We start from the raw sequence: 26,057 nt of genomic DNA, 5'->3' as shown, positions 1-26,057 counted from the left end.
TTATTTTTGCTATGTAATGAAAAATGCCGGTTTCGACCGGCATTTTTCATTACTCTGAATTTTATTTGGCTTTGATATTATCAGTTATTTCAGTGTAATAAATGGTGTTGCCATATTCTGGATTCAAACCGAGGATGCGCAGGTCGTCAAGCATCGACATCGTGATTTCGGCAGTTGTTTCAGGCGGCTGCGGTTTCATCTGATTCGGCGCACCGTTGACGGATTCAGTAAATGATACCGAGGACATGGTTAGTTCATGCGTTTCGGGGCTATATGCCCAGTTGAATACCAATTCACTATTCAGCGTATCACCGATTTGAGTATCGACGGTGATGTTATCCGTGGCGGTATGGTCGGCGCGGATGGTCAGGTTTTCAAGATATGTTGCGTTAGAGACGCCTGCTTCCATGTATCTACTGGCGGTGTGGATGTGGCCATCGCGATCGATAGAGACGACATCAGCCATTTCTTCTTCATGGCGCCATTGACCAATCAGATCAGCCTCACCAATGCTTTCAATTCGGACTGCATTTTCTGGTAGTGGTGCGGATAGTGTTTCTGCGTGTGTAGGTGCGATCAACGCAAGGCTGAACAGGCTGACAAGGATGTGTTTTATGCTCATATTGTTCCGTTGATCATTGCCATTATTGCGCTGCTTCAATGTATGCGGCTTCTATGGTTTTTGGCATATTTTCTTTGGTCACTTCCGTGTAGTAGAGAGTGTCGCCATATTCTTCACTCAGGCCGAGTATGCGCTCACCATCAACCAGCCACATGGTTAGTGTCAGTTGTGTGTATTCGTTTTCCACAGGAAGTTGTTCAAAGGGAGCACCGTTAACTGATTGTTTCAGTTCTTCTACTCTCTGGCTGAATATTTGCGTGTCAGGATCGTACGCCCAAGTAAATGTTTGCAGGACTTTTGACGGTCTCACCGGTTTGCGCGGTGACCAGCGTGTCGTCGGTGCTTGTGTGGTCGGCGCGGATCTCGCTGTAGTTGATAACCTTGGCGTAGGGGATGTCTTCTTCAAAGCTCCACGTGCCAATTAGGTCGGCTTCGCTGATGTTCTCAATGCGGGTGGCTTCTTCAGGAAGCGGTGCGGGATGCATATCGGCATGGGCTGATAGCGTTAACCCGAGGCAGAACAGACTGGCGATGATGTGCCTTGTATTCATGTTTTTTCCTATGAGGGTAAAGTTATTGCACCATGATACGCATCAGTTGTGTAGAGATATAGCCGCCAAAAGTGCCGATCGCATAGCCAAGAATCCCGAGCAAAACGCCGACTGGCGCGAGTGATGGATGAAATGCGGTGGCGACAATTGGCGCTGAGGATGCACCACCGGTATTGGCGTTGGACGCGACGCAGAGGAAAAACACTGGTGCGCGGATAATCCGCGCAATGACGAACAGCAGCGCAACATGAAGCGCGATCCAGCCAGTGCCAACCAGCAATAATTGCCAGTGTGCGCTGATGCCGCGTAGGTCAATTTGAATACCGATAGCGGCGATCAATATATAAATAAAGACGGTGCCGAGTTTTGAGGCGCCGACGTAATCAAGCTTCCGCGCTGGAGTGAAGGATAGGCCGATGCCGCATAGCGTGGTGACGATCACCATCCAGAAAAAGGTGCTGTGAAAGCTGTACTGCGCAGCCCATGAGGTTTGCGCAAAATAGCTGGCAATGCTTTGCCCGATGGTTGCGGCAATACCGGCGATGAAGAAGGTTAGCCCTATGATGAGCATAAAATCACGCAGGGTGGTTGGGCGTGCGTGATTTTGGCTGTCTTTCTCCACTTCTTCAATCAGGCGATCGATGGTGCTGGTATCCGCGCGCAGCCAGCGATCGATACGCGGTGCATTTTTGGCGATCATAAAAATGGCGAACAGCCACAGCGAGGCGTTGGTGGTGTCGACCAAAATCATGGTGCCGAATAGGTTGTCGTCAACGTTGAACAATTCTTTCATCGCGACCTGATTGGCTGCGCCACCAATCCAGCTACCTGCAACGGTGGAAAATCCGCGCCACAGCGTATCATCGGTAAATGCGGAAGGATCAATCAGCTTGTAGGTCCATAGTGCAAGAGGCCCGCACAGCATGATCGCAATGCTCGCGGCAAAGAACATCGCCAGTACTTTCCAGCCGAGGCGCATCAAGCGCGGGACGTCCATCGAGAGCGTCATGAGAAACAGTGCCGCTGGCAATAGCCAGGTGGCGCTAAAGCGGTAAATGGTTTTGCCTATTTCTGGCTCGATCAGGCCGCTGGTATTTAGCCCGGCTGGAATGAAGCAGCACAGCACAATGGCTGGTATGACGGCGTAAAAACGCTGCCAAAAGCGGCTTTGCAAACCGGAAGTATAGAAAATCAGGCCGATGATGCCCATCAGGACGCCAAAAGCGGCTGGAACGGTGGTGATGATTGGTTGAGGCATATAATTACTTTTGTGCTGGGCGATGTGTGCTGATACGCAGTGGCTACGGCACACAAAAAGCGCAATTATAGCTGAAAATAGAGTGCGTGATTTATCAGCACCTACAACTATTTATCCTGATGGTGGCGTAATGAGCTGACGGATGCGCTTGGTGGCTTGGATCGGCTCGCCATTGTGGGTGTAAGTTGAGTGGTCGTTGGCATTGAGTGAGACGGATATATCGTATTCACCAGGCAGCAGCGTTGAGAGATGATAGTGCTTGCCGTAGAGGCGGGTGAGCTTTTGCCCGTTGATGTAAATATGCGCATGGCCTTCGTTCGCTATCGGCTGGCGATTGATGTTCTCCGGGGTGAACGTGAAATTGTGCGGATTGACGGTGAGATTCCAGCCAGACATGGCATCAGGCGTGACTTCCAGATCGAGCGACGGAATGGGCAAGTTGGGGTCAACCTCAATATTGCCGTGTGCCATGGAGTGATCGTGGTTGAAGTGAGTGCTGTGGTCTTCGGGTTTGGCGTCATAAAACAGCGGCGCTGCCAATACGCCAACCAGTATGCAGCCGATACTCCAGTAAATAAACGGTGGATGGCGCAGATTGATGTTCATGGTGCTTTCCGGTTGGTGTGCCTGCACAAGTGCGAGCTTGTGCAGGCTTCAAAGTTAGTGAGCAGCTATGCCTGATTGTTCTTTTTTACGCCATAGATTGGTGATTTTTAGGCGTTGTCCGTAGCCAAGCAAGATCAGAATTAATGCTGAGCCGATGATTGGCATATGCCCGACGAGTTCCATCAGTGCAGATGGGTTATCGCCAATCACGAGGAAGACGGTATTGGATGCAAGCATGAAAGACGAGACAACCAGCGTATTGACGCGTGTGGTCGTACCGAGAATAAGGATAATCCCGAAGATAACTTCCATGACGCCAGCCGAGAGTACGAACAGACGATCATCAAAGAAATCAAACCCGGCAAGCTGCATAAAGTTCCAGCCGTATTCAGCAATAAATGCCTGACCAAGCGCACCACCGGTGATTTTTTCAGTCACGCCGAGAGTCGCCAGCGCAATCCCGGTGAATATGCGCAGCATATCGACGGAGTAGGGCTTATATTTTTCAGACAGTGCGAGTGACGGCATGTGATTGAACATAAAGAACAGCGCGATGCCGATTAGGTTGCAGTACTCGAGTACGCTGAGGAAACCGTATTGAATGAGCACGCCGAGAAGCAGGACGAAAATCAGTGCCGCAGCGTGGAACATAAAGCGGTCCGCAATAAACAACAGGCCAATGATGCCTTGTAAGAACAGCAGAATCATGCCAAATGTGCCATAGGCTGGCATGTGTGGCGCGATCAGGTTGCCATCGTAGGCGGTGAGAAAGAACGACATACCGGTAAATACGCGCAAGATAACGATAGCATCATGGCGGAAGCGGTGCGTTGGGATCGGAGGGTCAGGGAATTTATCGTCGAGGAAGATAGAAGCGCCAATCAAGCATAGACCAATTGCAATCCATGCCAATACGTATGGTTCCGTCCATGAATAAGGTACGTAATCAAGTGGTGCTGGCATATTGGGGTCGATAAACCACTTGACGTGCGCATAGGCTGAGGCTGAACAAAGCAGGCCGAGGCAAGTAGCCACTGCAAGCTTGAAGCGCAAGTTGAGCAATGCATTAACTGAACGCAGTGGGTGATGGTGATTCATAAGGCACTCCATTTTCATCGTTATATGGTTTTTTGCGGCCAATCATTGATTTGCATAAATTATTTCGCATGTGGATTTGAAATAAACTGGCCGCCTCGATTGGTTTGGTCAATTTTTTTACAGTTTCTCTTCGGTTGCCCTCATCAACCTTGTAGAAGAACTGCATCAACCAGCGCAATGGTAAACTTTTTTACGAGAAAATTAAATGATTTTGATTCTTATTTTATAAATAAGTTTAATTGGTAATTCTGTGCTTTATGTTTTTAAGTTTCAATGGAAGTAAGCCCGTGCTTGGGCGGCACTGAGCCAGCGCTTAATTATGGGCTTGAAGCAGTCGGGGTTTTGGTTAAGTCAGCGCATCAGCCAGCCATTGCTTATATTCAGGCAACATGGCTGTGATGGGCAGCATCAGGACTTGCGGGCAGTCGTAAGGATGTAGCGCAAGGATTGCGGCTTCGACTTGTGCGTAGAGGTGCGCTGCGGATTTGATCGACAAGCGAATTTCTTCATCATCTTCGACTTTCCCTTGCCAGACGTAGTGGCTGCGTACGTTTTCGAGCTGTACGCAGGCAGCGAGCTTTTGCTCAAGCAGCGCAGCTGCAATGCGCTCGGCATCTTCTTGGGTCGCAGTTGTGGTTTCGATGATGCAGGGTTCTAGGTTATTCATGGTGCAGCTCGTCGTTTGGGATTTCATTTAATTGTGCGTCTTGCCATTCAGCGTAAGTTTGCCCGCTGGGGGTCTTCCATTCTTGCCGCCCATTGGCTGAACGACCAAGCACAACAGCTGCAGAGGCACTGGGGCTATTAAATGCATAATCGCGGGTAAAGATACGGTTTCCTGATGGCTCTTTAGCGATGATGGCTTCTTCTTCTAATTGCTCAAATAGCTTCTGATAGCCACCTTTTACGCCGATCCATTCCTCTCTGCAATGAGAGCCTTTCAGTACAACAAAGTCGCCATCGCGCTCTTCGGCATGCGCGACAATATCGCCTTTGGCTTTGAGAATAAAGCGCGGTAGGGTTTGAGCCTGAGTGAGCGTTGAACGGCGAGTACTTTCTTTGAGAAAGTTGAAGCCAAGTGCGGGCAGGATGATTTTTAGCTGCGTAAGGAAGTAGTCCATATCAGCGCGGTCAGCTTCCGGCAGCTGAATGTATTCAGCCTGCTGATGGTTTTCCAATTCCGCGCGGCCGTTATCCTTGGCGAGCAGAATTAGCGCACTTTCAAGGTATTTGGCGTGGCCTTTGGTCAGGTTGCTGTCTTTACTGGTGATGATGCAGACCTTTTCCCAAAAATCCTTTTTGCTGTCGTGGTCGCGTAGGCGCTTGCCAATATTGTCTGATTCGCCAATATAGAGGGTTGGCAAGTAAGGATTTTCAGGGTTTTCCCCAATGAGAAAGTAAACTCCGGTACGTGCGCTTTCTTCGCGGCGCAGTAAATCTGGCAGCATATTGCGCGGTGCGACGATCAGATGGCCGGTCCAGTTAGGAATTTCAGCGACGATAACGCCTGAAGCATGGCCGTTGGCGAGGAATAGGCGGATAGATTTACCGATATTCATAATATTTCTGTGCCTGATGTGCTGATGGTATTGAGATACTCCCGGACTTCTTCGCGGTTACCACGGAAGACGATGCGGTCAGCTTTTTTGCTCAGCTGATGGTCATACATTGGGTCATAGTAGTCAGTGAGCAGGATTTTAATCCATGCGCGGTGGCTTTCAGGATTGCCGCGTTGGTGGTCTTCCAGTGCTTGCTGCATCATGTCCGTGAGCTGCTGATGGCGCAGGCCGCCGAGGCGCTTGCGGATGTTGTGCAGCGATTGCTGCAGGTCGTTGGCGAAGGCGCTGAAAGCGTGTGCGTCGCCGACCGTTTGCCGCCATTCTTCGAGTTTGTCGAGGATGTAGTTGTGGTAGCTGTGTTCGATGCGTTCTTCGAGCGAACATTCAATGAGGGCGAGTGGGGTGAGATCCATCTTGTCGCGTAGTTCATGGGGCAGGGCGCAGCGGCCAATCAATCCACTTTCATCTTCGAGAATCAGCGTCGCTTCGGGGGCTGCATGGTGTTGGCGTAATAAGGCGATGGCGAGGCGGTTTTCAAAGTCGAGCTGAGCCGGTTGCCCGGCCGGGCGCTTGCCAAAGCTGCTGCCGCGATGGTGGGCTAGGCCTTCAAGATCAAGGTGATTGGGTAGTTGATTAAGTAGCTCGGTTTTGGCGCATCCGGTGCGCCCGGCAAGGATGAGCAATGGTGTTTGCTCAAGAATGCGCATTTGTTCGTCAATCAGGAAACGACGCATGGCTTTGTAGCCGCCAATCACGCGCGGATACTGGCATCCTGCTTCAGTAAGCCATTGCTGCACGGTTTGGCTGCGCAAGCCGCCGCGCCAGCAATAGAGGTAACCATTAGGGTGTTGCTTGGCAAATTCCAGCCATGCAGCGATGCGCTGTGCTTTAATTTCACCACTGACCAGCCGATGCCCGAGCTTGATTGCAGCTGCTTGCCCGTCGCGCTTGTAGCAAGTACCGACTTTGGCACGCTCGCGGTCATCCATTAGCGGCAAGCTGGTGCTGGTCGGGAATGCGCCTTTGGCAAACTCTAACGGTGCGCGCAGGTCAATAAATGGTGTGTCATGCAGAAATAGAGCAGCGTAGTCGTCAGTATCGGGTCGGGTCATGGGATGTAGATCTGGAAGACAAGGTCGCCATGATATAGCGCAAGACCTGAAAAACCAACACGCCTCAAGAGGCGAAGCAGTATGCCTCGCCCCTGTGTGGTTCGATTAACGCTGATAGTAGCCGGTGGTTGTGGCAACGGCGAGCTGATGGGCGTGAATCATAAAACGTACGACGGCTGGTGACGCGTCTTCAGGTAAGTCGATTTTATCGACGTCGAGCGCGTGTACGCTGAGCTGGTAGCGGTGTGGGTTGTCACCAGCAGGTGGACAGGCGCCGCCAAAGCCGCTAAATCCGTAGTCGTTGGTGATTTGGCGCATAGGCTCAGGCAACTGTGCGGCAATATTTTCGCTGAGTTCGCTGGTATCAGCCGGAATATCGACGACGATCCAATGCCAGAAGCCTGAGCCGGTTGGCGCATCTGGATCATAGAGCGTGACAGCGAAGCTTTTTGTGCCTTCCGGTGCGTTCTGCCAGCTAAGCGCTGGTGAATGATTGTCGCCTTCGCAGCCAAAGCCGTTAAAGACTTGCGCATGAGGCAGTGCATGGCCGGGTTTGACCGCATCGCTACTGACGGTAAAAGCGTGCGCGCTGAACATCGCGCCGAAGCTGAGAAAAGTAGCCAATAGTTTGCGTTTTAGATTGGTCTGAAGCATGTTTTTTCTCCGTATATTGATTGGATATTTATTATATACACGGAGTTTTGATTGGTTGTGCCGATTGCGCCAATGTTTGTGCCAAAGCGGTCAATCGCGTATGGCTAATTGCAAGCTCAATGAATATCAGCAGGTGATTTGCCGAAGTAGGCCTTGAACGTTTGGCTAAAGCGGCTGTGCGATTGGTAGCCGCAGCGGTAAGCGATCTCCCCGATGCTGTGCTGGTGCTGCAAGAGTAGGGACATAGCCTGCTCCATTCGCCATTGGCGCAATAAGGATGAGAAAGTCTGCCCTTCCTGTGCCAGCTGGCGATCAAGCGTACGTTCACTGACGTGAAACAGATCGGCAATCGCCTTTTTCTGCCACTTTTGCTCAAGGCGGTGGCCGATGTGCTGATGAATGCGCTCCTGGATGCTCATGTTTTGTCTTGGCCGGAAAACAAACCCTTTCAGGCTGATGAGCAGTAATAATTCGTTAATCCAATGGTCAAATAGGCTCGATGGTGATCGTGTTCCGATACTGGCTAAGCGCTGCAAGACGGATTCAAGCGTGGCGTCGATATCCAATGTTTCGATGTGGATCGCTTTGCAGGATTGATTGTGCGGCGACTGGTGATAGAAGTGCTGCAAGGTACGGTAGTCGAGGTTGATGAGGTGCGCCTGATAGCCATAGCGCGGGACAGGGTAGTTGCAAAAATCAATCTGCTGCCCGGCATTGACCAGCAAAAGCTGATCCGGCGTGCAGCTGGTCAATGGCGTTTCACCGTGGTACAGCGTCTTGCTGCCATGGCGTATCCAGCAAACAAAAGCATGATGAACCATGGCCGCACGCATCGATACGCGATCGTGATGGGTCAGCGTCACCCATGCGTTGGCCGATGGCTGAGGCGATGCGCTTATGCTTTTTTCTGCCATATGCTGATGCGGAAGTCGTCGCGGGCGGGCACGAGTTCGCCAATAGAATCAGCGTGTAGCCCGTTATCGCGCAGCAGTGCTTCAAGGCTTGCCGCATGCTCGGGCTCAACCGCGATCAATAGGCCGCCGCTGGTCTGTGGGTCGCAAAGCAGTGCGCACTGTTCGTCGCTAAGTGGAGCAAGCTTGTGTCCGTAGGCTTCAAAGTTGCGCTGTGTGCCGCCGGGAATGCAGCCCGCAGCAATGTAATCGCGTACCGGTGCTAAAGTCGGCACAGCATTTTCATCAATCACGGCATTGACGCCGCTGCCTTCGCATACCTCAAGCAAATGCCCCATCAGGCCAAAGCCGGTGACGTCCGTAATCGCTTTGACGCCCTCAAGTTGTGCCGCTTGTGCGCCAATGCTGTTCAATATGCACATGGTATCGCGCGCCAGCGTGGCGTGTTCGGGCTTGAGCAGCTGCTTCTTCTGCGCAGTGGTGAGTACGCCAACGCCGAGCGGCTTGGTCAGGTAGAGCTTGCAACCGGCGGTAGCGGTGTTGTTCTGCATCAGTTGAGACTTTTGCACTTGCCCGGTAACGGCAAGGCCAAAAATTGGCTCGGGGGAATCGATGCTGTGCCCACCGGCAAGCGCAATACCCGCATCAGCACAGGCTTGGCGACCGCCTTCAACGACGCGGCGCGCAACTTCCGCAGGCAACGTATTAATCGGCCAGCCAAGAATTGCAATTGCCATGATCGGCGTGCCGCCCATCGCGTAAATATCGCTGATCGCATTGGTTGCGGCGATGCGCCCGAAGTCGAACGGGTCATCGGCAATCGGCATGAAAAAGTCGGTCGTGCTGAGGATCACCTGCCCATTGCCGAGGTCGTAGGCGGCCGCGTCGTCCTTGCTGCTGTTGCCGACCAGCAGATTGCGGTCGTCAGGCATAGCAATGCTTGAAGCGAGGATGGTATCGAGCACTTTGGGGGAAATTTTGCAGCCGCAGCCAGCGCCGTGGCTGTATTCGGTGAGGCGGATATTGTCAGTCATATTGCTGTTTGATGTATGTTGCATGGCGTGAATGATACGCCTTGCGCGGCAAAGAAAAAAGCGCATGGCGAGAACCATGCGCTTCGATAAAAATCAGCTAAAAGCTTTATTGCTGATGTTGGAGGCGGTAGCGCTGATTGACCTGTGGGTTTGCTGCGCCAGCTTCTTCTTTACTGACGAAGTAAAGATCACCATTTTTACCGAACAAGTAGATGCTTTCTGCTTCGTTGTCTTCAGGCTCAAGCACGATGGCATCACCTTGAGCCATCCAGGTACCTTGCTGGGTATAGCTGCTGTCGTTACGGCCGAGGTAGTTCTCGGACAAAGTGAAGCTGCCATCGTCGTACAGGGCGAGATAGGTATCAATGCCATTGCAAGTGGTACAAGGCAACGTACCTTCATACTCCCCGACATAACCGGATGCTGCGGCATTTGCGACTTGGCTATCAGTTTGCTGTGGTGCGCCGATGGCGAAGTTCATGGTGAATGGCTGCGCTTTATTTGGGAACTTGCGCGCGTCGTTGCGGGTCATGCCAACGCGCAGTTCATACTTGCCATTTTTTGGCAAAATGAAGGCTTGATTGTTAGCCAGCATTTGGTTAACCGGGCTGTAAAGCGTTGCTTGAGGGCGGTCACTCGGTGCGAAGTTAACCAGCAATTCCTGCCCTTTTTTGGCGTAAAAGGTGTATTCGCAAATGTCGTTACCGGCGACTTTACCGGTGATCGTCGCGCTGCTCTTGCCTTTGTCGAAGTGGATTTCTCCACCGCACTTATTAGCTGCCAGCGCAGAAGAAGAAATGCCTAACGCCAAAGCAAGTGCTGAAGCCGAAAGAATAGTACGGGTTTTCATAAATACTCCTGATGGTTATTTTTTTAATGGCCGTTAGTTTAACGCTGAACTAGCCAGCCAAAGATTACAACTTGTTTTACTGAACATATCGATAAGTTAATTAACTAATAAAATACTGATTGGCCTGTGAAAATAAATCAATGTGCTTCATCCCAGTTCTCGCCAATACCAGCCTCGACGATCAGCGGCACGTCGAGTTTGGTGGTGTTTTGCATGATGGTGATGATCTCGGCTTTGAGTTCGTCGATATGCTCGGGGTCGATTTCGAAGACGAGTTCATCGTGCACCTGCATGATCATGCGCAAGTGCTTGTGGTCGCGGTATTTTGCGTCGATGGCGAGCATCGCTTTTTTAATGATGTCGGCTGCGCTGCCTTGCATGGGTGCGTTGATTGCAAGGCGCTCGGCGGCTTGGCGGCGGGCAGGGTTTTTGCTGCTGATGTCGGGCACGTAGAGGCGGCGGCCAAATAAGGTTTCGACGTAGCCCTGCTTGCGTGCGGTTTCGCGCGTGGTTTCCATGTACTCGCGTACTTTCGGGTAGCGCGCGAAGTAGGTATCGATGTATTCGCTGGCTTCGCTGCGCGGGATGGCGAGCTGGCGCGCCAGGCCAAAAGCGCTCATGCCGTAAATCAGCCCAAAGTTGATCGCTTTGGCTTTGCGGCGGTGATCGCGGTCGACTTCATCTAGCGGTATGCTAAAGATTTCAGCAGCGGTAGCGCTGTGGATGTCCTTGCCGCCAGCAAACGCTTTGAGTAGCCCTTCGTCGCCGGAGAGGTGCGCCATGATGCGCAGCTCGATTTGTGAGTAGTCGGCGGCGAGGATCTTCCAGCCATCATCGGCGACAAAGGCTTGGCGAATACGGCGGCCTTCTTCGCTGCGGATCGGAATATTTTGCAGGTTCGGGTCGCTGGATGAGAGGCGGCCGGTGCTGGTCACCGCTTGATGATAGCTGGTGTGGATGCGCCCAGTATTCTGGCTGACCAGCTCGGGCAATTTGTCGGTGTAGGTCGATTTGAGCTTGGCGAGGCCGCGATGCTCAAGGATCAGCGCCGGTAATGGATGCTCAGCGGCGAGTTCTTGCAGGACGTCCTCATTGGTTGACGGTTGGCCTTTGGGTGTTTTGCGGATGACCGGCAAATTCAGCTGCTCAAAAAGGATTTCCTGCAGCTGCTTGGGTGAGCCAAGGTTAAATTCACTACCGGCAATTTCATACGCCTGCGCTTCAATATCAGCGAGTTTGGCGGTGATCTCTTTGCTCTGCGCGGCGAGCAGATCGCTATCGATACGTACGCCGAGGTGTTCCATATGCCACAGTACTTCGGCGAGCGGGCGCTCGATGTCCTGATAAAGGCTTTGCAGCTTAGGCGTTTGTGCGAGCTTGTCAGCAAAAAAGGCGTAGAGGCGCGCGGTGATGTCTGCGTCTTCACTCGCGTAGTCCGCGGCGGTGTCGAGCGGGATCTGATCAAAGGTAAGCTGCTTTGCGCCTTTGCCCGCGATGTCTTCAAAGCTGGTGGTTTTGTGGTTGAGGTAGTAGTCGGCGAGTGCGTCCATATTGTGGCGCGTGGCGGTCGCGTTGTAGCAGTAGCTCATCAGCATGGTGTCATCAGCTTCGCCACGAATTGTGATGCCGTAGCGTGCGAAGATGTGGCGGTCGTATTTGAGGTGCTGGCCGATTTTGCCGATCTTGTCATCTTCCAGAATTGGCTTGAGTTGGTCCAGCGTATCTTGAAATGGCAGGTTTTGCTCGAGCTGGTGCGCAAGCGGCAGGTAATACGCTTCACCGGGTTCGATGCACAGCGAAATACCAACCAGCTCCGCTTTACCGTAGTCAAGGCTGGTGGTTTCGGTGTCGATGGTGAAAGCTTTGGCGGCTTTAAGGCGCGTAAAGAGTGCGTCGCGCTCAGCCGTGCTTTGGATGGTGGTGTACTCGCTGGCGATGGGCGGCGCAGTTGGTGCTTGCGCTTCGGGTTCATCGCTGAGGTATTGCGCTTTGACGGCGTTTAAGCCGTACAGATCGCAAAGCTGCGCAATTTTATGTGGATTTTTTGCTTGTAGTGCGAGATCAGCGATAGATGTATCGAGGTCGAGATCGCATTTGATCGTCGCCAGCTCGCGCGAGAGGCGCAGTTGGTCGATGCCTTCACGCAGGTTGTCGCCAATTTTTCCTTTGATTTTAGGTGCGTTATCGATGATGTTATCGATGGTGTCGTATTCGGCAAGCCATTTGGCCGCAGTCTTCGGGCCGACTTTATTTACCCCGGGGATGTTGTCTGCGGTATCGCCGACCAAAGCAAGAAAATCGATGACTTGATCGGCGCGCAGCTGGTCAACCTTAAAGCGCTCGGCAATGTTACTGGCTGTAGTGACGGCGTTTTTCATCGTGTCAAGCAGGGTGATGTCTGCGTGGGTGAGCAGCTGCGCCATGTCCTTATCGCCGCTGGAAATCACCACTTCGTAGTTTTCGCTCAAGGCGCGCGCAGCGAGCGTACCGATGACGTCGTCAGCCTCGACGCCGTCTTCAATAATCAGCGCGAAGCCAAGCGCTTTGACCAGCTCGTGCAGTGGCGCAATTTGTACGCGCAGATCGTCCGGCATCGGTGGGCGGTTGGCCTTGTATTGATCGTAGAGATCGTGGCGAAACGTCTTGCCCTTGGCGTCGAAAATGACGCCGAAATACGCAGGCTGGTAGTCGTTATAGAGCTTAGCGAGCATCTTGATCACGCCGTGCAGCGCGCCAGTTGGGTGGCCTTCGCGGTTGGTCAGTGGCGGTAGGCCGTGGAAGGCGCGGAAAAGGTAAGATGAGCCGTCAACGAGGACGACGAGGCGGTTGCTGTCTATCACGAAATATTCCCGATTTAAATGCACATGTATGCGCGCATTGTACTCGGCTTGGCTGTGGGATGAAAAACCCGCCTACTTTCTTTTCACGATTCCTTGTTATGCACGGCGCATAATCTGCGCAGTGAATGCCCTTTGCGCTTTATATAATTGTGTTGCATGAAAATATTGCGTCCTCTTCATATTAACGGCAGAATAGGCCGTTTGTGCCGCTTTTATGAAGAAACGTTAAATAGAAGCGGCGTAGTTATTAAGAAACGGGGTAAACATGTTTGAAAAACGCCGTCCTCCTAAAGATTTGCGCTTGCGTGATACGGATAGGCTGAATCATGAGTCGTGGAAAGTATTTCAGATTATGTCTGAATTTGTGGAAGGATTTGAGCGCCTGGCTGTTATTGATCCTTCGGTAAGTATCTTTGGCTCGGCGCGTATTGGCCCTGATCACCCTTATTACCAGCTGACTGAAACCGTCGCCAAGCGCCTGTCGGATGCAGGGTTTTCTGTCGTATCCGGTGGCGGCCCTGGCTTGATGGAAGCTGCGAATAAAGGCGCTTATGCCGGAGAGAAAGGGCTATCTGTCGGGCTGAATATTCAGCTGCCGCACGAGCAAGGCGGCAACCCTTATCAGGACATCAGCATTGATTTCCGGCATTTCTTTTCGCGCAAGGTGATGTTCGTCAAATACGCCAATGCGTATGTGGTGATGCCGGGTGGCTTCGGCACGCTCGACGAACTGGCTGAAATCCTTACCCTGATTCAGACGCGCAAAAGTCGCCAAATTCCGGTGATTTTGGTCGGTAGCGATTTTTGGCAGGGATTGGTCGAGTGGTTTAAAGAGCGCTTGGTCGCCGAAGGCACGATCCATCCGGACGACTTGAACTTGTTCAGTGTGGTTGATGATGCCGATGCCGTGGTTGCAGCGATCGAGAAGTTCTACCAAGGGCGCTCGTATTCGCCGACCACGGAAGAACTGGAAAAGCTGAGGAGGCTTTAAATGGAGACAATTGTCCGCTTAATAGATGCGGTGGTAGGGTTCTTGGGCAAAGCGGTAGCTTGGCTGCTGTTTGGCGTGGTGTTGGTCACGACGATCGTCGTCATCATGCAGCTGTTTGGGCATAACTCAATCGCCATGCAGGAATCTGTCACCTACATGCACGCAGCTGTGTTCATGATCGGCGCTGCCTATGCGTTGCAGATTGATGGGCATGTGCGCGTTGATGTGTTCTACCGTGGGTTTTCGCCGCGTAAAAAAGCCGTGGTGAATATCATTGGCACATTTCTATTCTTGTTCCCTGTGGCTGGCATCATTTTGTATTATTCGTGGGGTGATGTAACGCGCTCATGGGCCGTCATGGAAACATCCAATCAGCCCGGCGGCTTACCTTATATCTACCTGCTTAAATCATTGATGCCGACATTTGCCATTCTGCTTATCGTGCAGGGCGTGGCAGAAGTATTGCGCAATATATTAATTTTACAGGGTAAAGTAGTGCTCCCAGAGGAGGCAGAATGATTTTGGAATGGATGCCGTTAATTATGTTCGGTGTGCTGTGCATATTTCTCATGCTCGGCTATCCGGTCGCATTGTCGCTTGGTGGCGTTGCTTTGCTGTTTGCCGCCGGTGGTGCAGCATTTGGCGTATTTGACCTGACTTTCTTGCAGGCAATTGGCAAGCGCCTCTACGGCACGATGAGCAACTACACGCTCATCGCCGTGCCGACCTTCATCTTTATGGGCCTGACCTTACAAAAAGCGAAAATCGCTGAAGACTTGCTCGATACCATGTCGCTCTTGTTTGGCGGCGTGCGCGGTGGCTTGGCGTTTTCCGTTGCCGTGGTTGGTATGCTGCTCGCGGCTTCGACTGGTATCGTCGGCGCGACCGTCGTCACCATGGGCTTACTGTCGCTGCCCGTCATGCTCAAGCGCGGTTATGATCCGGCCGTCTCCTGCGGGATTATTTGCGCATCCGGCACGCTGGGGCAGATCATTCCGCCGTCAATCGTCTTGATCTTGCTCGGTGATGTGATTGGCAACGCTTACTCCGAAGCGCAGCTTGCAATGGGCAACTGGTCGCCGGATACCGTATCCGTCAGTGATTTGTTTGCCGCGGCGATTGCGCCGGGTATCCTGCTGGTGGGTATGTATATTCTCTATCTCCTCGCGCGCGCATTTTTCACCCCGAACTCGATGCCACTGCGCAGCAAAGAAGCGCGCATTGAAGCGCGAGGTGATAAATTTTACCTGCGCTTGATCTTCGTTTTAGTGCCGCCGCTTTTGCTGATCGCATTCGTGCTCGGCTCTATTTTGATGGGCGTCGCTACCCCGACTGACGCCGCAAGCGTCGGTGCATTTGGTGCGCTGATCATTGCCCTGATCCGCTATGTAATCGACAAAAAGCGCGGCAATGAAACCAGCCTGCGCTGGCTGATCGACGTACCGCGTGAAACGATGTCGATCACAGCCATGGTGTTCTTTATCCTGATTGGCGCATCGTTGTTCTCACTCGTCTTCCGTGGCTACGGCGGCGATCACCTGATTGAATCACTGCTCACCGATATGCCGGGTGGCGTATTTGGCGCAATGCTGCTGATCATGGTGGTGATGTTCTTCCTCGGCTTCGTGCTCGACTTCATTGAGATCGTGTTCGTTATCGTGCCAATCGTCGCGCCGGTGCTGTTCAAAATGGGCGTTGATCCAGTGTGGTTTGCGATCATGGTTGCGCTGAACCTGCAAACCAGCTTCCTCACCCCGCCATTTGGCTTCGCGCTGTTCTTCCTGCGTGGCGTTGCGCCTGCAAGCGTCACAACCGCGGATATTTACAAAGGCGTATTGCCATTTATCGGCATTCAGCTGATGCTGCTGGTCTTGATCGCGTTCTTCCCGAGCATCGTGCATTGGGTGTCCTTTGGCAATTAAGCACGAAGTCCGGGCGGATATTCTGTCGCGCATTAGCGCGGCAGAAGCTGAGCACAACGTGCGCGTCCTGCTGGCGATTGAATCCGGCAGCCGCGCATGGGGCTTTGCCTCGCCGAATAGCGACTACGACGTACGCTTTATTTATATCCACCCGCGCGATTGGTATCTATCGGTCGACCTTGAAGACCGCCGCGATGTGATTGAATACCCTATCGTCGATGAAATAGATATCAACGGCTGGGACATCCGCAAAGCCTTGCAGCTGTTCTGGAAATCCAATCCGGCATTGATCGAATGGCTGCAATCGCCAATCACCTATATCGAGCGCGGCGACTTTCGCCAAAAAATGCTTGCGCTGATGCCTGAGATTTACGCCCTTGAAAAAGGCATGTATCACTACTTGAACATGGCAAAGAATAACTATCGTGGTTATTTGCGTGAAGAAAGTGTGCCGCTGAAAAAGTATTTTTATGTCTTGCGGCCGCTGCTTGCCATCCGCTGGCTACAAGCGCAGCAAAAGCCAGCCCCGATAGAGTTCCACACCTTGCTAACCATGCTTGATGACCAAGCAGTGCGTAGAGAAATAGACGCTTTACTTGCGCAAAAGGCCGTCAGTCAGGAAAAAGACTTTATCGCCAAAAACGATATTATTGATTGCTTTATCCGCACGGAAATCGAGCGCCATGAAAGCGAAGGCTTTGGTGCATTTGCAGGCGTCCGCCAGCCGCGCGATATCGCCGTGCTTAACGATCTGTTTCGCGCAGCGCTTGCGGGCAACGCGTAAGTTATTAGGTTAATGCGCTTGAGGAGCTGCGGTAGCACTAGGTATACGGTGATGACTTGCCAGAATATAAGAATCTAGTGGGAAAACGGCGACAAAGCGTCGCCGTTTTTTTATTTCTAAGCCACCTGTGCGGTGGTGAACAACGGCGCTTTTCATGCGCGGTTCGTGTACATTTTCTAAGCACGCCTGTGCGGCGGTGAACTTATTTTGACAATGATGGCGATTGGGATCGCGTTTCTAAGCCACCTATACGGTGGTGTTTTACAGTTTTGCCAAAGCCATATCACCATGGCGAATGATGCCTTTACGGCGCATCCACATTGCGACTGCGCCAGCAATTACCGCTGGAAGTACGAACATCAAAAGCACGATTGCCGCCCACATTGCAGTAGCAGGCATCGCGCCAGCGGACGCATCGACCACGCCAAACACCCCGACGAATCCAGCCGTGCCCATGCCTGCGCCGCTTGGCGTACATTGCAGCTGAAAGATGACAGTGGCGATAGGCCCGGTAATCGCGCTGGCGACAATTGCGGGCAGCATCACGATTGGCTTTTTCATCACGTTGGGAATTTGCAGCATACTCGTGCCCAGTCCTTGGGCGATAAAGCCGCCCCAGCCATTTTCCTTAAAGCTGGCGGTAGCAAAGCCGATCATTTGCGCCGCGCAGCCGACCACCGCAGCGCCTCCGGCGATACCGTGCAGGCCGATGGCAATTGCAATTGCTGCGCTGCTGGTCGGCAGCGTGAGCAGAATGCCCATCACCACCGCAATCACGATCCCCATCAAAAATGGCTGCAACTCAGTCGCGGCATGAACGCCTTGGCTGATCGCCGCCACCAGCGCAACGAACGGCGGGCAGACCAGCCAGCAAGTCAGCAGTGTAGTAACTATAATACCGAGTGGCACGAGCAGAATATCGAGCTTCGTCTTGCCGCTGAGCCAAGTGCCGACGCGGTAGGCAAACACGCTGGCGAGATACGCGCCAATCGGGTTACCCGGCGAAGGCGTAATATAGGAAATATTGCGGCTGCCATCTTGGAATGACTTAAAGAACTCGCCAGCCATCAGCGCCTCGCTGTGTGCGCCCATCATCCCGGCGACGATGCAGCCGAGCACGACCAGCGTCGGTGCTTTCAAATAATAGGCAATGCCTGCGCCGATCCCTGCGCCCATCAGCAGGGCAGCAATTCGCCCGACATCTACCAGCAGCCCCACCTCGGCCCAGCGCCCGATTTGCCCGATAATCAGCCCCGCAATTAGCGTGACGAACAGGCCGTAGGCCATGCCGGTAAAGGCATCAATAAAGTATTTGTGCAGAAAAGCCTTGAATCCTGTCATAGGTGCCTCCAAAAGTCGGACATGGAAATAGCAATAAATCATACAATGGTTTGATTATTATTGTTTTAATTAAATGATGTAAGCTATCAAATAGCTACTTTGCCATTAAAACATTATGGTTATTTTCGTGTAGCATGATGGGACATTATTAGTTATTGTCATTGGTTAAGTCTTTGAATAAAAATATAGTCATTGTTGAAGATGAGCAGGAAATTGCCGATACGGTAGCGTTTGCGCTGTCGCGGGCGGGGATGGTATGCCATCATGCATTGTCTGCGGCTGATGGCTTTGCGTTGCTCGATAGTGTACCGTGCGATTTGCTGATTCTCGATGTTGGCTTGCCTGATCAAGATGGCTTTGAGGTGCTGAAAGCAGTGCGTCAGCGTGGTGAATTACCAGTGATTATGCTCACCGCGCATCATGATGAGGTGGATCGCGTGCTCGGCCTTGAGCTTGGCGCGGATGATTATGTAGGAAAGCCGTTTAGCCCGCGTGAGTTAGTTGCCCGGGTTAAAGTGGTGCTTAAGCGCAGTACGCCTGTGACGCAGAGTGGCGTGATTAGTCATGGCTTTTTCTATGATCAAGCGCGGCAGCAGGTGTTGCTCAATGGGCTGGCTTTGCCACTGACACTAGCCGAGCTGCGCTTGTTTACACATATGCTGGCGCGCCCGCATCAGGTATTCTCACGCGATCAATTGCTTGCTGCAGCTTTTTCTGCCAATCATCCATCCGATTTGCGCACTATTGATACCCACATCAAGGCACTGCGCCACAAGATACGCAATGCTGGCTGTGCAGAGGAGATTATCATTACCCACCGTGCGCTTGGTTATAGCGTCCGAGTGCCGTCATGACGCTGTTCCCACGCGGCATTAGTCTGCGTTTGTTTTTTGTGATTTTAGCGACGATGGTGTTGCTGTCGTGGCAATTTATTGAGCGCAGCAGTGAACACATCGAAACCGGTACCCAGCAGGCCGTGGAAGTGACATTGGTCGATATGGCGAATATTCTTGCTGCTGGTTTGGCGCAGCAAGCAGAAAGCAGTGGCGCACTTGATACTACGGCGCTTGCCGCAGACATGCGCAGGGCGCAGCAGAGCAAGCTCAGCGCGCAGATATACGATTACCAAAAGCAGCAGCTCGACGTCAGCGTGTACGTGACCAATGCTGATGGAGTGGTCGTATATGATTCGCAAGGCAAGGCAGCCGGGCAGGATTATTCGCGGTGGAACGATGTGTATCGTGCGTTACGCGGTCAATATGGTGCACGCAGCAGCTATATTGATTCGGTGCATACACAAGACGGTGATGCCAAGCAGATGGTTGTTGGCGTGCCGATTCGACTTGATGGGCGCATCATTGGCATGGTCGCGGTGGCGCAGCCATACAGTGTGCATGATGTGCTACGGCTCGGAAATGGCAACGATTTGCGCTGGCTGGTGCTGGGCTATCTTACTATTGCACTGGCCGTACTGCTGTTGATGGCGTGGTGGCTGGCGCGTGCATTGCGGCGTATCACTGCTTACGCTGAGGATATGGCAGCGAACCGCCCGGCCAAGCAGCCGCGCTTTGGTGATGTTTATTTGCATCGCCTCGCCGAAGCAGTGCGCCGTTTGCGACAAGAACTCAATGGTAAACAAACTGTTGAGCATTACGTCCATGGCCTGACTCATGAGCTGAAAACACCGCTGACCAGTATCCATGCTGCTGCAGAAATTCTTGATGAAGGCGGCTTAAGCGCCGATGAGCGCGAGCGCTTTACCACGCAAATTATTCGCGCCAACCAGCGTATGAAAATCCTCGTTGAGCGACTGCTCAATCTCGCACGGTTGGAAAACCGCGAGCAGATCGAGCAACTGCAAAGTATTGTGCTGGTGGATGTTGTTAATCATGTTGTGCAGGATTTACCACCGCGTGTTGTCGAGAAAAATCTGTGTATCAATAGTAGTGGCGTGCAGCCGTTCACCGTACGCGGTGACCGCATTCTGATTGAGCAAGCACTGCACAACTTGCTCGATAATGCCATCGACTTCGCCACGGCAAATAGCGCAATCACCATCTCTACCGAGCAGCAGGGCGATTGCGTCTATCTCAGCGTATATAACTTTGGCGAGCCAATCCCCGACTACGCCTTGCCTAAGCTCAGCGAGCGCTTTTTTTCTCTACCAAGGCCAGACGGCACACCGCGCAGCAGCGGGCTGGGGCTGAGCTTTGTCGCGCAAATTATGGCACTACACCATGGCTCTCTGGTAGTTAGGAATGTACATAAAGGCGTTTGTGTGACGTTGATATTCTAGTGTAGATAATAATCTTCACACATTCTTCACAGTTGCTTCGCAGAGGCTTCATATGAGTAAAGGATGATGCTGTCATCTCAAGCAAAATGGAGTATGACAAATGAATATATCGAAAAAGCTGGCTGTGTTATGCGGTCTAGGTGTCGTCTTTGCGATTGTTTTGGCAATGATTTACTTGTTGGTTGCCGAACGAGTGGATTATGCATCGGCTGTTTTGGATCTGCGTGCCTCCGGGCCGGATAGCAGCATCAATGATTACCGCATGATTGCGCGCAGTATTAAGTACGGCATGTTGCTGGTGGCATTCACGTTTACGGTATTCTTTCTTTACGAAGTGCTGCAAGATTGGCGCATTCACCCGATGCAATATCTCTTGGTTGGAGCTGCGTTATCGGTCTTTTATCTGCTGTTGCTGTCATTTGCTGAGCAGATCGGCTTCGTTCCAGCTTATGTGATTGCTGCTGTTGCCTGTATTGGGCTGATTGTCTGGTATTTACGGTTTGTGCTCGATAAAGGCCGCGCAGTGTTGCTGATGGGCGCATTATTGGTTGTTGGCTATGTGGTGATGTTCGTTTTGCTGCGTCTACCGACATACAATTTGCTGCTTGGTTCGTTGCTGCTGTTTGTCGCGCTGTTCGCGGTGATGTATTTGACGCGCAATATTGATTGGTATGCGTTAGGTGAATCCAATAGTGGTGTGTGTGATGAAAGTGAGCAGTATTGAGCAGGCGCGAGCGATCGCGAAGTCTTGCCTACAAGAGCATGGCGAATTTGCGCCAAACCCGGTTTGCACCCGCGAGACGGAGACGCTGTATGGCATGGAAAGCCACGAGTTCGTGTGCATTATTAATAAGAGCAATGGGCGGGTGCTGTGGCTGAGCCGCCGCTTTGCCCGTCGCCATTAAAAAAGCGGCGCATACTTTTGGTATGCGCCGCTGCTGTCGCGCGGGATCAGTGGATGAAGAAATAGGAGAACAGCGCGACGAAGATGATGCTGGCGACGTTCAAATACATGCCGCCGCGGACCATGTCGCGTTGGCGTATTTCGCCGGTACCGAAGACGATCGCGTTCGGTGGCGTCGCAACAGGCAGCATGAATGCGCACGATGCACCGATACCGATGACCAGTACCAAGGTTTCTTTCGGCATACCGAGCTCGACACCGATGGTCGCGAAGACGGGCACAAGCAGCGCCGCAGAGGCGGTGTTACTGGTGAACTCGGTGAGGAAGATGATAAACGCGGTGATGATGGTGATGATCAGCAGCGGGTGCAGGTGGCCGAAAGTATGCGCGACTTGCTCCCCAAGAACGAGCGATGCACCGGATTCTTTGAGGATGGCGCTCAAGGTGATACCACCACCGAACAGCAGCAGTACGCCCCAGTCCGTGTTATCGACGACTTGCGGCCAAGTGGCGAGGCCGAGGGCGACGACGGCAATGATGGCTGCGATGGCGACAAGAGTATCCGGGCTGCTGATGCCAAGATCTTTGAGCCAGCCACCGAGAATCCATAGGGTCGCAGTGACGACAAACACGACCATGGTCATGATGCGTGGCGGCGTCCATGGGAGGTATTCGTCATTTTCCAGCGCGATTTGGTGGTTCAGATTAGGGCGGAAGACGAGCATCAGCACGATGAACATGATTGGCAGCAATGCGAGCATGACGGGGATGCCATAGGGCATCCAATCGACAAAGTGCATTTCCAGGGCTTTGGCTGCAATGCCGTTTGGCGGTGAGCCGACGATGGTGCCAATGCCGCCGATACTGGCTGAATAGGCAATAGCAAGCAAAACGAAGATGCGCGTATTGCGGTCTGATTTATCGACGTTTGAAAGCAGGCCGAGGGCGAGTGGCAGGATCATCGCAGCGGTTGCCGTGTTGGATATCCACATCGAGAGAAATGCGGTGACGGCACACAGTGCGATGGTTGCATAAAGCAGGCGTGAGCCACTGAGCTGAATGATGCGGCGGGCAATTTTGTAGTCGATACGCTGCACTTGCATGGCGGTGGCGAGGGCGAAACCGCCGAAGAAGAGGAAGATGATTGGGTTGGCGAAGTTGGTCAGTGCTTCTTTCATGGTCACACTGGGCATGCCTTCATTGCCGGGCATGAACAGCAGCACGCCGAGTACCGGCACCATCAGCGCGGTGATGGTGATGTGCACTGCTTCGGTGAACCACAAAATCGCGACAAACAGTAGTAAGGCGAGTCCGCGGTTAGCAGCTTCTTCGTAGGGCAGGAAAGCATAGAGAGCGTAAGAAAGTACCGCAGCGATGGCGATGGTGATCAAACCATTGCGGATATTGCGCGGCACGAGGCCGGTCGCGGCGTTACTGGGTGTGGAGTATTCAGGGCGCTCGACGGGCATAGCTTAGTCCTCAAGTTTGCATGATGAAAGGTTAATCATACAATAAACCCTATATCTATTTGTATGGTAGATTTGATAAACAATATATGAATTTTTTTAATGGTTTCGTGCATAAGTTAATCAACTGAAAATTAATGAAAACTTTCTTGGTGACTGATTTGGGTTGCGAAAAGGGAAGCTGATGAAAGTTGCACGAATAACATATGAAATTCTTTGATGGTTATATGCAAAACTACCACTATCGGTCATGGTGAAACGCTCTATAGTAAAACCACCTATAACGCATACGGAGCATCATCATGACTGTTACGATTCACAACCTCGGCTACCCACGCGTGGGCGCACGCCGTGAACTCAAATTTGCCCAAGAAGCTTATTGGCGCGGTGAAGACAGCGCTGAAAAGCTGCTTAATACCGCAAAAAGCTTGCGTAACAAACACTGGCAAGATCAGCGTGCGCTGGATTTTGTACCGGTAGGGGACTTCACTTTATACGACCACGTTCTTGATATGAGCGTGACGCTTGGCAATTTGCCCAAGCGCGTGATCGGGCTCGAGGGCAGCGAACTCGATGCTTTTTTCCGTACCGCGCGTGGCCGTAGCCCGGCTGATAGGGCAGCTGGTGGTGTTGCCGCTGGTGAGATGACCAAGTGGTTTAACAGCAACTACCACTACATCGTGCCGGAATTTGATGCAGAGACTTCATTCAGCCTCAATGCTGACCGCCTCATTACCCAGCTTAAGGAAGCGCAAGCTCAGGGCGTTAATGCCAAGCCGGTGATTATTGGCCCTGTGACGTATCTGTGGCTCGGTAAAGAAAAAGACGACAGCAACAAGCTCGATTTATTGCCAAAACTGATTCCGGTTTACGACGAACTGCTCAACAAGCTTGCCGAAGCGGGCGCAGAATGGGTGCAAATTGATGAGCCTTGCCTCGTCACTACGCTGGACAGCGATTGGCGCCATGCCTTCCACGAAGCCTATCATCAGCTCAACCGCAGCAAGCCAAAGATCATCCTCGCCAGCTATTTCAGCGATCTGGGTGATAACCTCGACGTATTGCGCGATTTGCCGGTTGACGGCTTCCATCTCGACCTGATCCACGCAGGCCATGAAGTGAATCGCCTGATCGATTGGTGCGACACCAAGGTATTGTCTTTGGGCGTGATTGACGGTCGTAATATTTGGAAAACTGACCTTAATAAAACCCTAGATAAGCTTGAGCCAATTGCCGAGCGCTTGGGTGATCGCCTGTGGCTTGCGCCATCAAGCTCACTGCTGCACGTGCCGGTTGACCTTGAGCAGGAAGACAAACTCGACCCTGAAATCAAAAACTGGTTTGCCTTCGCCAAGCAGAAGTTGGCTGAGCTGGTCGTACTGAAAAAAGCATTGGAAGAAGGCCGCGATGCGGTTCGCCAGGAACTCGACGACAATGCAGCCGCGCTGCAAAGCCGCCGTGAATCGAAGCGTGTGCATAACGATGCGGTGCGCGAGCGCGTCAGCAACATCAGCAAAGACCTCGGCGAACGCAAGAGTGCTTATGCTGACCGTGCTGAATTGCAGCATAAACACCTTAATTTGCCACTGTTCCCGACCACAACCATCGGTTCGTTCCCGCAAACCCCTGAAATCCGCAAGTTCCGCAGCGACTATCGCGCTGGTCGTATCAGCGAGCAGGAATACGTCGATGCGATGCAGGCAGATATCCGCCAGTGCGTAGCAATTCAGGAAGAGCTTGATCTCGACGTGCTCGTCCACGGTGAAGCCGAACGTAACGACATGGTTGAATACTTCGGTGAGCAGCTCGATGGCTACATCTTTACTCGCTTCGGCTGGGTGCAGTCTTACGGCTCACGTTGTGTTAAGCCGCCAATCATCTTCGGCGATATTTCTCGCCCGAAAGCGATGACGGTGCGCTGGAGTGAATACGCGCAAAGCCTGACCAAGCGCAGCATGAAAGCGATGCTCACCGGTCCGGTCACCATTTTGAACTGGTCATTTGTGCGTGACGACCAGTCGCGCGCCGATACTTGCCGCCAGATCGCACTTGCAATCCGCGACGAAGTGCTTGACCTCGAAGCTGCTGGGCTCAAAGTTATTCAGATTGACGAGCCAGCGCTGCGCGAAGGCTTGCCGCTCAAGCGTGAGCAGTGGCAGCCGTACCTTGATTGGGCTGTTGAAGCATTCCGTATCAGCGCCAATGGCGTGAAGGATGAAACGCAAATCCACACCCACATGTGCTACAGCGAATTCAATGACATCATTCAGGCAATTGCCGACATGGATGCAGACGTTATCACCATCGAAACCTCGCGTTCGGATATGGAACTGCTCGATGTATTCGAGAACTTCAACTACCCGAATGAAATCGGACCAGGCGTTTACGACATCCACTCACCAAACGTCCCAACCGTTGAGTATATGGTTGAGCTGATGGAAAAAGCCGCGGAGAAAATCCCCGCCAAGCGTTTGTGGGTCAACCCGGATTGCGGCTTGAAAACCCGTGCATGGCCGGAAACCAAGGCCGCTTTGGCAAATATGGTCGAGGCTGCTTACGAACTGCGCAAGCGCCACGGCTGAGAATATAGCCGAACACCTTTAAATCCCATACAGCGTTGCATTGTCTTGCCGGGCCCCATTGAAAAAATTATAGACAATTTTTTCAATGGGAACCCTCCGTACTGATTGTACTGTCTTCGCCAATGCGGGCACCCATGAAAAATACGCTAGTATTTTGTCGTGGGATCCCGCGCCTTGTATGAAATTTAAAATCGTTCAGCTATATCGTTAGCTATAGAACCCAAAGCAGCCGGTTGCGACCGGCTGCTTTCTGTTTAGGTGGCGCGCGAATGAATGGTTAAGTCTTGGCAGATATTGCCTTTTTTCCTTAAAGCGCGTAAAATCCGCGCCTTTCGCCACCGCCTAAAGCCATCGGCACAGCGTAAATTTATTGGAGAACCCCATGTTAACTCTTGAGAAAAAGAAAGAAATCATTGAAAAATACCAGCGCGCCGAAGGCGACACTGGTTCACCAGAAGTGCAAGTTGCACTGCTGACTGCTCGCATTGAAGACCTGCAAGGCCACTTCAAGCAAAACAAAAAAGACTTCCACTCACGTCGTGGCCTGCTGAAAATGGTCAGCACCCGTCGTCGCCTGCTTGACTACATCAAGCGCCACAACTTCGAAGGCTACCGTCAGCTGATCGCTGATCTTGGTCTGCGTCGTTAATAGAAGTCGTTAATAGAAAAGGATTAT

At 52.3% G+C, this 26,057-nt stretch carries 26 protein-coding genes; 10 read left to right on the top strand and 16 right to left on the bottom strand.

What is annotated here, in order from left to right:
- Nucleotides 1-61 precede the first annotated feature (61 nt).
- From KRX19_01630 to polA, 14 genes are all read right to left on the bottom strand, one after another.
- A complete protein-coding gene (locus tag KRX19_01630; GenBank protein MBV7433711.1) occupies nucleotides 62-622 on the bottom strand; it encodes a hypothetical protein in 561 nt (186 codons plus the stop codon).
- Between the two features lie 22 nt (nucleotides 623-644).
- Nucleotides 645-809 carry a hypothetical protein gene (locus KRX19_01625; protein ID MBV7433710.1) on the bottom strand — a complete coding sequence of 55 codons (165 nt, stop codon included), beginning with the start codon at nucleotides 807-809 and terminating at the stop codon, nucleotides 645-647.
- A 73-nt stretch (nucleotides 810-882) separates the two neighbouring features.
- Complete coding sequence (locus KRX19_01620) at nucleotides 883-1,173, bottom strand: ATP phosphoribosyltransferase regulatory subunit (protein MBV7433709.1); 291 nt, start codon at nucleotides 1,171-1,173, stop codon at nucleotides 883-885.
- A 22-nt stretch (nucleotides 1,174-1,195) separates the two neighbouring features.
- Nucleotides 1,196-2,431 (bottom strand): DUF819 family protein, encoded by a 1,236-nt coding sequence (locus KRX19_01615; GenBank protein ID MBV7433708.1) that lies wholly within the window; start codon nucleotides 2,429-2,431, stop codon nucleotides 1,196-1,198.
- Nucleotides 2,432-2,542: 111 nt separating this feature from the next.
- Nucleotides 2,543-3,037 (bottom strand): DUF2846 domain-containing protein, encoded by a 495-nt coding sequence (locus KRX19_01610; GenBank protein ID MBV7433707.1) that lies wholly within the window; start codon nucleotides 3,035-3,037, stop codon nucleotides 2,543-2,545.
- A gap of 54 nt (nucleotides 3,038-3,091) precedes the next feature.
- Nucleotides 3,092-4,135 carry a hypothetical protein gene (locus KRX19_01605; GenBank protein MBV7433706.1) on the bottom strand — a complete coding sequence of 348 codons (1,044 nt, stop codon included), beginning with the start codon at nucleotides 4,133-4,135 and terminating at the stop codon, nucleotides 3,092-3,094.
- Between the two features lie 346 nt (nucleotides 4,136-4,481).
- The gene (locus KRX19_01600) at nucleotides 4,482-4,829 is read right to left on the bottom strand and encodes a divalent-cation tolerance protein CutA (GenBank protein ID MBV7433705.1); all 348 of its coding nucleotides are present in this window, start codon (nucleotides 4,827-4,829) and stop codon (nucleotides 4,482-4,484) included.
- Entirely contained in the window at nucleotides 4,795-5,694 is a 900-nt protein-coding gene (locus KRX19_01595; GenBank protein ID MBV7433704.1) for a GIY-YIG nuclease family protein, read from the bottom strand. Before KRX19_01595 ends, KRX19_01600 begins: the two co-directional genes overlap by 35 nt.
- Nucleotides 5,691-6,806 (bottom strand): tRNA 2-selenouridine(34) synthase MnmH, encoded by a 1,116-nt coding sequence (mnmH, locus tag KRX19_01590; protein MBV7433703.1) that lies wholly within the window; start codon nucleotides 6,804-6,806, stop codon nucleotides 5,691-5,693. Before mnmH ends, KRX19_01595 begins: the two co-directional genes overlap by 4 nt.
- Nucleotides 6,807-6,911: 105 nt before the next feature.
- Complete coding sequence (locus KRX19_01585) at nucleotides 6,912-7,460, bottom strand: YbhB/YbcL family Raf kinase inhibitor-like protein (protein ID MBV7433702.1); 549 nt, start codon at nucleotides 7,458-7,460, stop codon at nucleotides 6,912-6,914.
- A 116-nt stretch (nucleotides 7,461-7,576) separates the two neighbouring features.
- A complete protein-coding gene (locus KRX19_01580) occupies nucleotides 7,577-8,374 on the bottom strand; it encodes a helix-turn-helix transcriptional regulator (GenBank protein MBV7433701.1) in 798 nt (265 codons plus the stop codon).
- The gene (gene selD, locus KRX19_01575) at nucleotides 8,356-9,429 is read right to left on the bottom strand and encodes a selenide, water dikinase SelD (protein ID MBV7433700.1); all 1,074 of its coding nucleotides are present in this window, start codon (nucleotides 9,427-9,429) and stop codon (nucleotides 8,356-8,358) included. Before selD ends, KRX19_01580 begins: the two co-directional genes overlap by 19 nt.
- Nucleotides 9,430-9,511: 82 nt before the next feature.
- Nucleotides 9,512-10,255 carry a copper resistance protein NlpE gene (locus KRX19_01570; GenBank protein ID MBV7433699.1) on the bottom strand — a complete coding sequence of 248 codons (744 nt, stop codon included), beginning with the start codon at nucleotides 10,253-10,255 and terminating at the stop codon, nucleotides 9,512-9,514.
- A 137-nt stretch (nucleotides 10,256-10,392) separates the two neighbouring features.
- Nucleotides 10,393-13,095 carry a DNA polymerase I gene (polA, locus tag KRX19_01565; GenBank protein MBV7433698.1) on the bottom strand — a complete coding sequence of 901 codons (2,703 nt, stop codon included), beginning with the start codon at nucleotides 13,093-13,095 and terminating at the stop codon, nucleotides 10,393-10,395.
- 319 nt (nucleotides 13,096-13,414) lie between these two features.
- On the opposite strand from polA, the gene KRX19_01560 reads away from it, so the two are divergent.
- Genes KRX19_01560 through KRX19_01545 form a run of 4 tightly spaced genes read left to right on the top strand, consistent with a single transcriptional unit; the run spans nucleotide 13,415 to nucleotide 16,792 of the window.
- On the top strand, nucleotides 13,415-14,086 hold the full coding sequence (locus tag KRX19_01560; protein ID MBV7433697.1) for a TIGR00730 family Rossman fold protein: 672 nt from the start codon (nucleotides 13,415-13,417) through the stop codon (nucleotides 14,084-14,086).
- A complete protein-coding gene (locus tag KRX19_01555; GenBank protein ID MBV7433696.1) occupies nucleotides 14,087-14,605 on the top strand; it encodes a TRAP transporter small permease subunit in 519 nt (172 codons plus the stop codon). It abuts the gene before it with no gap.
- Nucleotides 14,602-16,008, top strand: a complete 1,407-nt coding sequence (locus tag KRX19_01550; GenBank protein ID MBV7433695.1) for a TRAP transporter large permease subunit — start codon at nucleotides 14,602-14,604, stop codon at nucleotides 16,006-16,008. Before KRX19_01555 ends, KRX19_01550 begins: the two co-directional genes overlap by 4 nt.
- Nucleotides 15,986-16,792 carry a nucleotidyltransferase domain-containing protein gene (locus KRX19_01545; protein ID MBV7433694.1) on the top strand — a complete coding sequence of 269 codons (807 nt, stop codon included), beginning with the start codon at nucleotides 15,986-15,988 and terminating at the stop codon, nucleotides 16,790-16,792. The genes KRX19_01550 and KRX19_01545 overlap by 23 nt, the downstream gene beginning before the upstream one ends.
- A gap of 261 nt (nucleotides 16,793-17,053) precedes the next feature.
- Here KRX19_01545 and KRX19_01540 read toward each other — a convergent pair whose 3' ends face one another.
- Nucleotides 17,054-18,133, bottom strand: coding sequence for a PTS sugar transporter subunit IIC (locus KRX19_01540; protein MBV7433693.1), 1,080 nt, complete (start codon nucleotides 18,131-18,133; stop codon nucleotides 17,054-17,056).
- A 173-nt stretch (nucleotides 18,134-18,306) separates the two neighbouring features.
- Between KRX19_01540 and KRX19_01535 the strand changes: the two genes are divergently transcribed.
- The 4 genes from KRX19_01535 to KRX19_01520 all read left to right on the top strand — a co-directional run bounded on the left by KRX19_01535 (nucleotide 18,307) and on the right by KRX19_01520 (nucleotide 21,334).
- Nucleotides 18,307-18,987, top strand: a complete 681-nt coding sequence (locus KRX19_01535; protein ID MBV7433692.1) for a response regulator — start codon at nucleotides 18,307-18,309, stop codon at nucleotides 18,985-18,987.
- The gene (creC, locus tag KRX19_01530; GenBank protein ID MBV7433691.1) at nucleotides 18,984-20,429 is read left to right on the top strand and encodes a two-component system sensor histidine kinase CreC; all 1,446 of its coding nucleotides are present in this window, start codon (nucleotides 18,984-18,986) and stop codon (nucleotides 20,427-20,429) included. Before KRX19_01535 ends, creC begins: the two co-directional genes overlap by 4 nt.
- 100 nt (nucleotides 20,430-20,529) lie before the next feature.
- The gene (locus KRX19_01525) at nucleotides 20,530-21,153 is read left to right on the top strand and encodes a cell envelope integrity protein CreD (protein ID MBV7433690.1); all 624 of its coding nucleotides are present in this window, start codon (nucleotides 20,530-20,532) and stop codon (nucleotides 21,151-21,153) included.
- Complete coding sequence (locus tag KRX19_01520) at nucleotides 21,134-21,334, top strand: hypothetical protein (GenBank protein MBV7433689.1); 201 nt, start codon at nucleotides 21,134-21,136, stop codon at nucleotides 21,332-21,334. Before KRX19_01525 ends, KRX19_01520 begins: the two co-directional genes overlap by 20 nt.
- Before the next feature lie 46 nt (nucleotides 21,335-21,380).
- Here the strand turns inward: KRX19_01520 and KRX19_01515 are convergent, their stop codons facing one another.
- Nucleotides 21,381-22,802, bottom strand: coding sequence for a DASS family sodium-coupled anion symporter (locus tag KRX19_01515; GenBank protein ID MBV7433688.1), 1,422 nt, complete (start codon nucleotides 22,800-22,802; stop codon nucleotides 21,381-21,383).
- 299 nt (nucleotides 22,803-23,101) lie between these two features.
- On the opposite strand from KRX19_01515, the gene metE reads away from it, so the two are divergent.
- Nucleotides 23,102-25,381 carry a 5-methyltetrahydropteroyltriglutamate--homocysteine S-methyltransferase gene (metE, locus tag KRX19_01510; protein MBV7433687.1) on the top strand — a complete coding sequence of 760 codons (2,280 nt, stop codon included), beginning with the start codon at nucleotides 23,102-23,104 and terminating at the stop codon, nucleotides 25,379-25,381.
- Nucleotides 25,382-25,763: 382 nt separating this feature from the next.
- A complete protein-coding gene (gene rpsO, locus KRX19_01505; protein ID MBV7433686.1) occupies nucleotides 25,764-26,030 on the top strand; it encodes a 30S ribosomal protein S15 in 267 nt (88 codons plus the stop codon).
- The last annotated feature ends 27 nt before the right edge of the window (nucleotides 26,031-26,057 follow it).

This window comes from Cardiobacteriaceae bacterium TAE3-ERU3 (assembly GCA_019218315.1).
In the GTDB taxonomy this organism is placed as follows: Bacteria; Pseudomonadota; Gammaproteobacteria; order Cardiobacteriales; family Cardiobacteriaceae; genus JAHUUI01.
The sequence above is the reverse complement of the archived record's forward strand: the minus strand, read 5'-3'. Positions and strand labels throughout refer to the sequence as shown.

Bases quoted from the DNA above. Each gene is read 5' to 3' on its own strand.
- KRX19_01630 (MBV7433711.1), bottom strand. From the start codon at position 622: ATGAGCATAAAACACATCCTTGTCAGCCTGTTCAGCCTTGCGTTGATC.
- KRX19_01620 (MBV7433709.1), bottom strand. From the start codon at position 1,173: ATGAATACAAGGCACATCATCGCCAGTCTGTTCTGCCTCGGGTTAACG.
- KRX19_01615 (MBV7433708.1), bottom strand. From the start codon at position 2,431: ATGCCTCAACCAATCATCACCACCGTTCCAGCCGCTTTTGGCGTCCTG.
- KRX19_01610 (MBV7433707.1), bottom strand. From the start codon at position 3,037: ATGAACATCAATCTGCGCCATCCACCGTTTATTTACTGGAGTATCGGC.
- KRX19_01605 (MBV7433706.1), bottom strand. From the start codon at position 4,135: ATGAATCACCATCACCCACTGCGTTCAGTTAATGCATTGCTCAACTTG.
- KRX19_01600 (MBV7433705.1), bottom strand. From the start codon at position 4,829: ATGAAATCCCAAACGACGAGCTGCACCATGAATAACCTAGAACCCTGC.
- KRX19_01595 (MBV7433704.1), bottom strand. From the start codon at position 5,694: ATGAATATCGGTAAATCTATCCGCCTATTCCTCGCCAACGGCCATGCT.
- mnmH (MBV7433703.1), bottom strand. From the start codon at position 6,806: ATGACCCGACCCGATACTGACGACTACGCTGCTCTATTTCTGCATGAC.
- KRX19_01585 (MBV7433702.1), bottom strand. From the start codon at position 7,460: ATGCTTCAGACCAATCTAAAACGCAAACTATTGGCTACTTTTCTCAGC.
- KRX19_01580 (MBV7433701.1), bottom strand. From the start codon at position 8,374: ATGGCAGAAAAAAGCATAAGCGCATCGCCTCAGCCATCGGCCAACGCA.
- selD (MBV7433700.1), bottom strand. From the start codon at position 9,429: ATGCAACATACATCAAACAGCAATATGACTGACAATATCCGCCTCACC.
- KRX19_01570 (MBV7433699.1), bottom strand. From the start codon at position 10,255: ATGAAAACCCGTACTATTCTTTCGGCTTCAGCACTTGCTTTGGCGTTA.
- KRX19_01555 (MBV7433696.1), top strand. From the start codon at position 14,087: ATGGAGACAATTGTCCGCTTAATAGATGCGGTGGTAGGGTTCTTGGGC.
- KRX19_01550 (MBV7433695.1), top strand. From the start codon at position 14,602: ATGATTTTGGAATGGATGCCGTTAATTATGTTCGGTGTGCTGTGCATA.
- KRX19_01540 (MBV7433693.1), bottom strand. From the start codon at position 18,133: ATGACAGGATTCAAGGCTTTTCTGCACAAATACTTTATTGATGCCTTT.
- creC (MBV7433691.1), top strand. From the start codon at position 18,984: ATGACGCTGTTCCCACGCGGCATTAGTCTGCGTTTGTTTTTTGTGATT.
- KRX19_01525 (MBV7433690.1), top strand. From the start codon at position 20,530: ATGAATATATCGAAAAAGCTGGCTGTGTTATGCGGTCTAGGTGTCGTC.
- KRX19_01520 (MBV7433689.1), top strand. From the start codon at position 21,134: ATGAAAGTGAGCAGTATTGAGCAGGCGCGAGCGATCGCGAAGTCTTGC.
- KRX19_01515 (MBV7433688.1), bottom strand. From the start codon at position 22,802: ATGCCCGTCGAGCGCCCTGAATACTCCACACCCAGTAACGCCGCGACC.
- metE (MBV7433687.1), top strand. From the start codon at position 23,102: ATGACTGTTACGATTCACAACCTCGGCTACCCACGCGTGGGCGCACGC.
- rpsO (MBV7433686.1), top strand. From the start codon at position 25,764: ATGTTAACTCTTGAGAAAAAGAAAGAAATCATTGAAAAATACCAGCGC.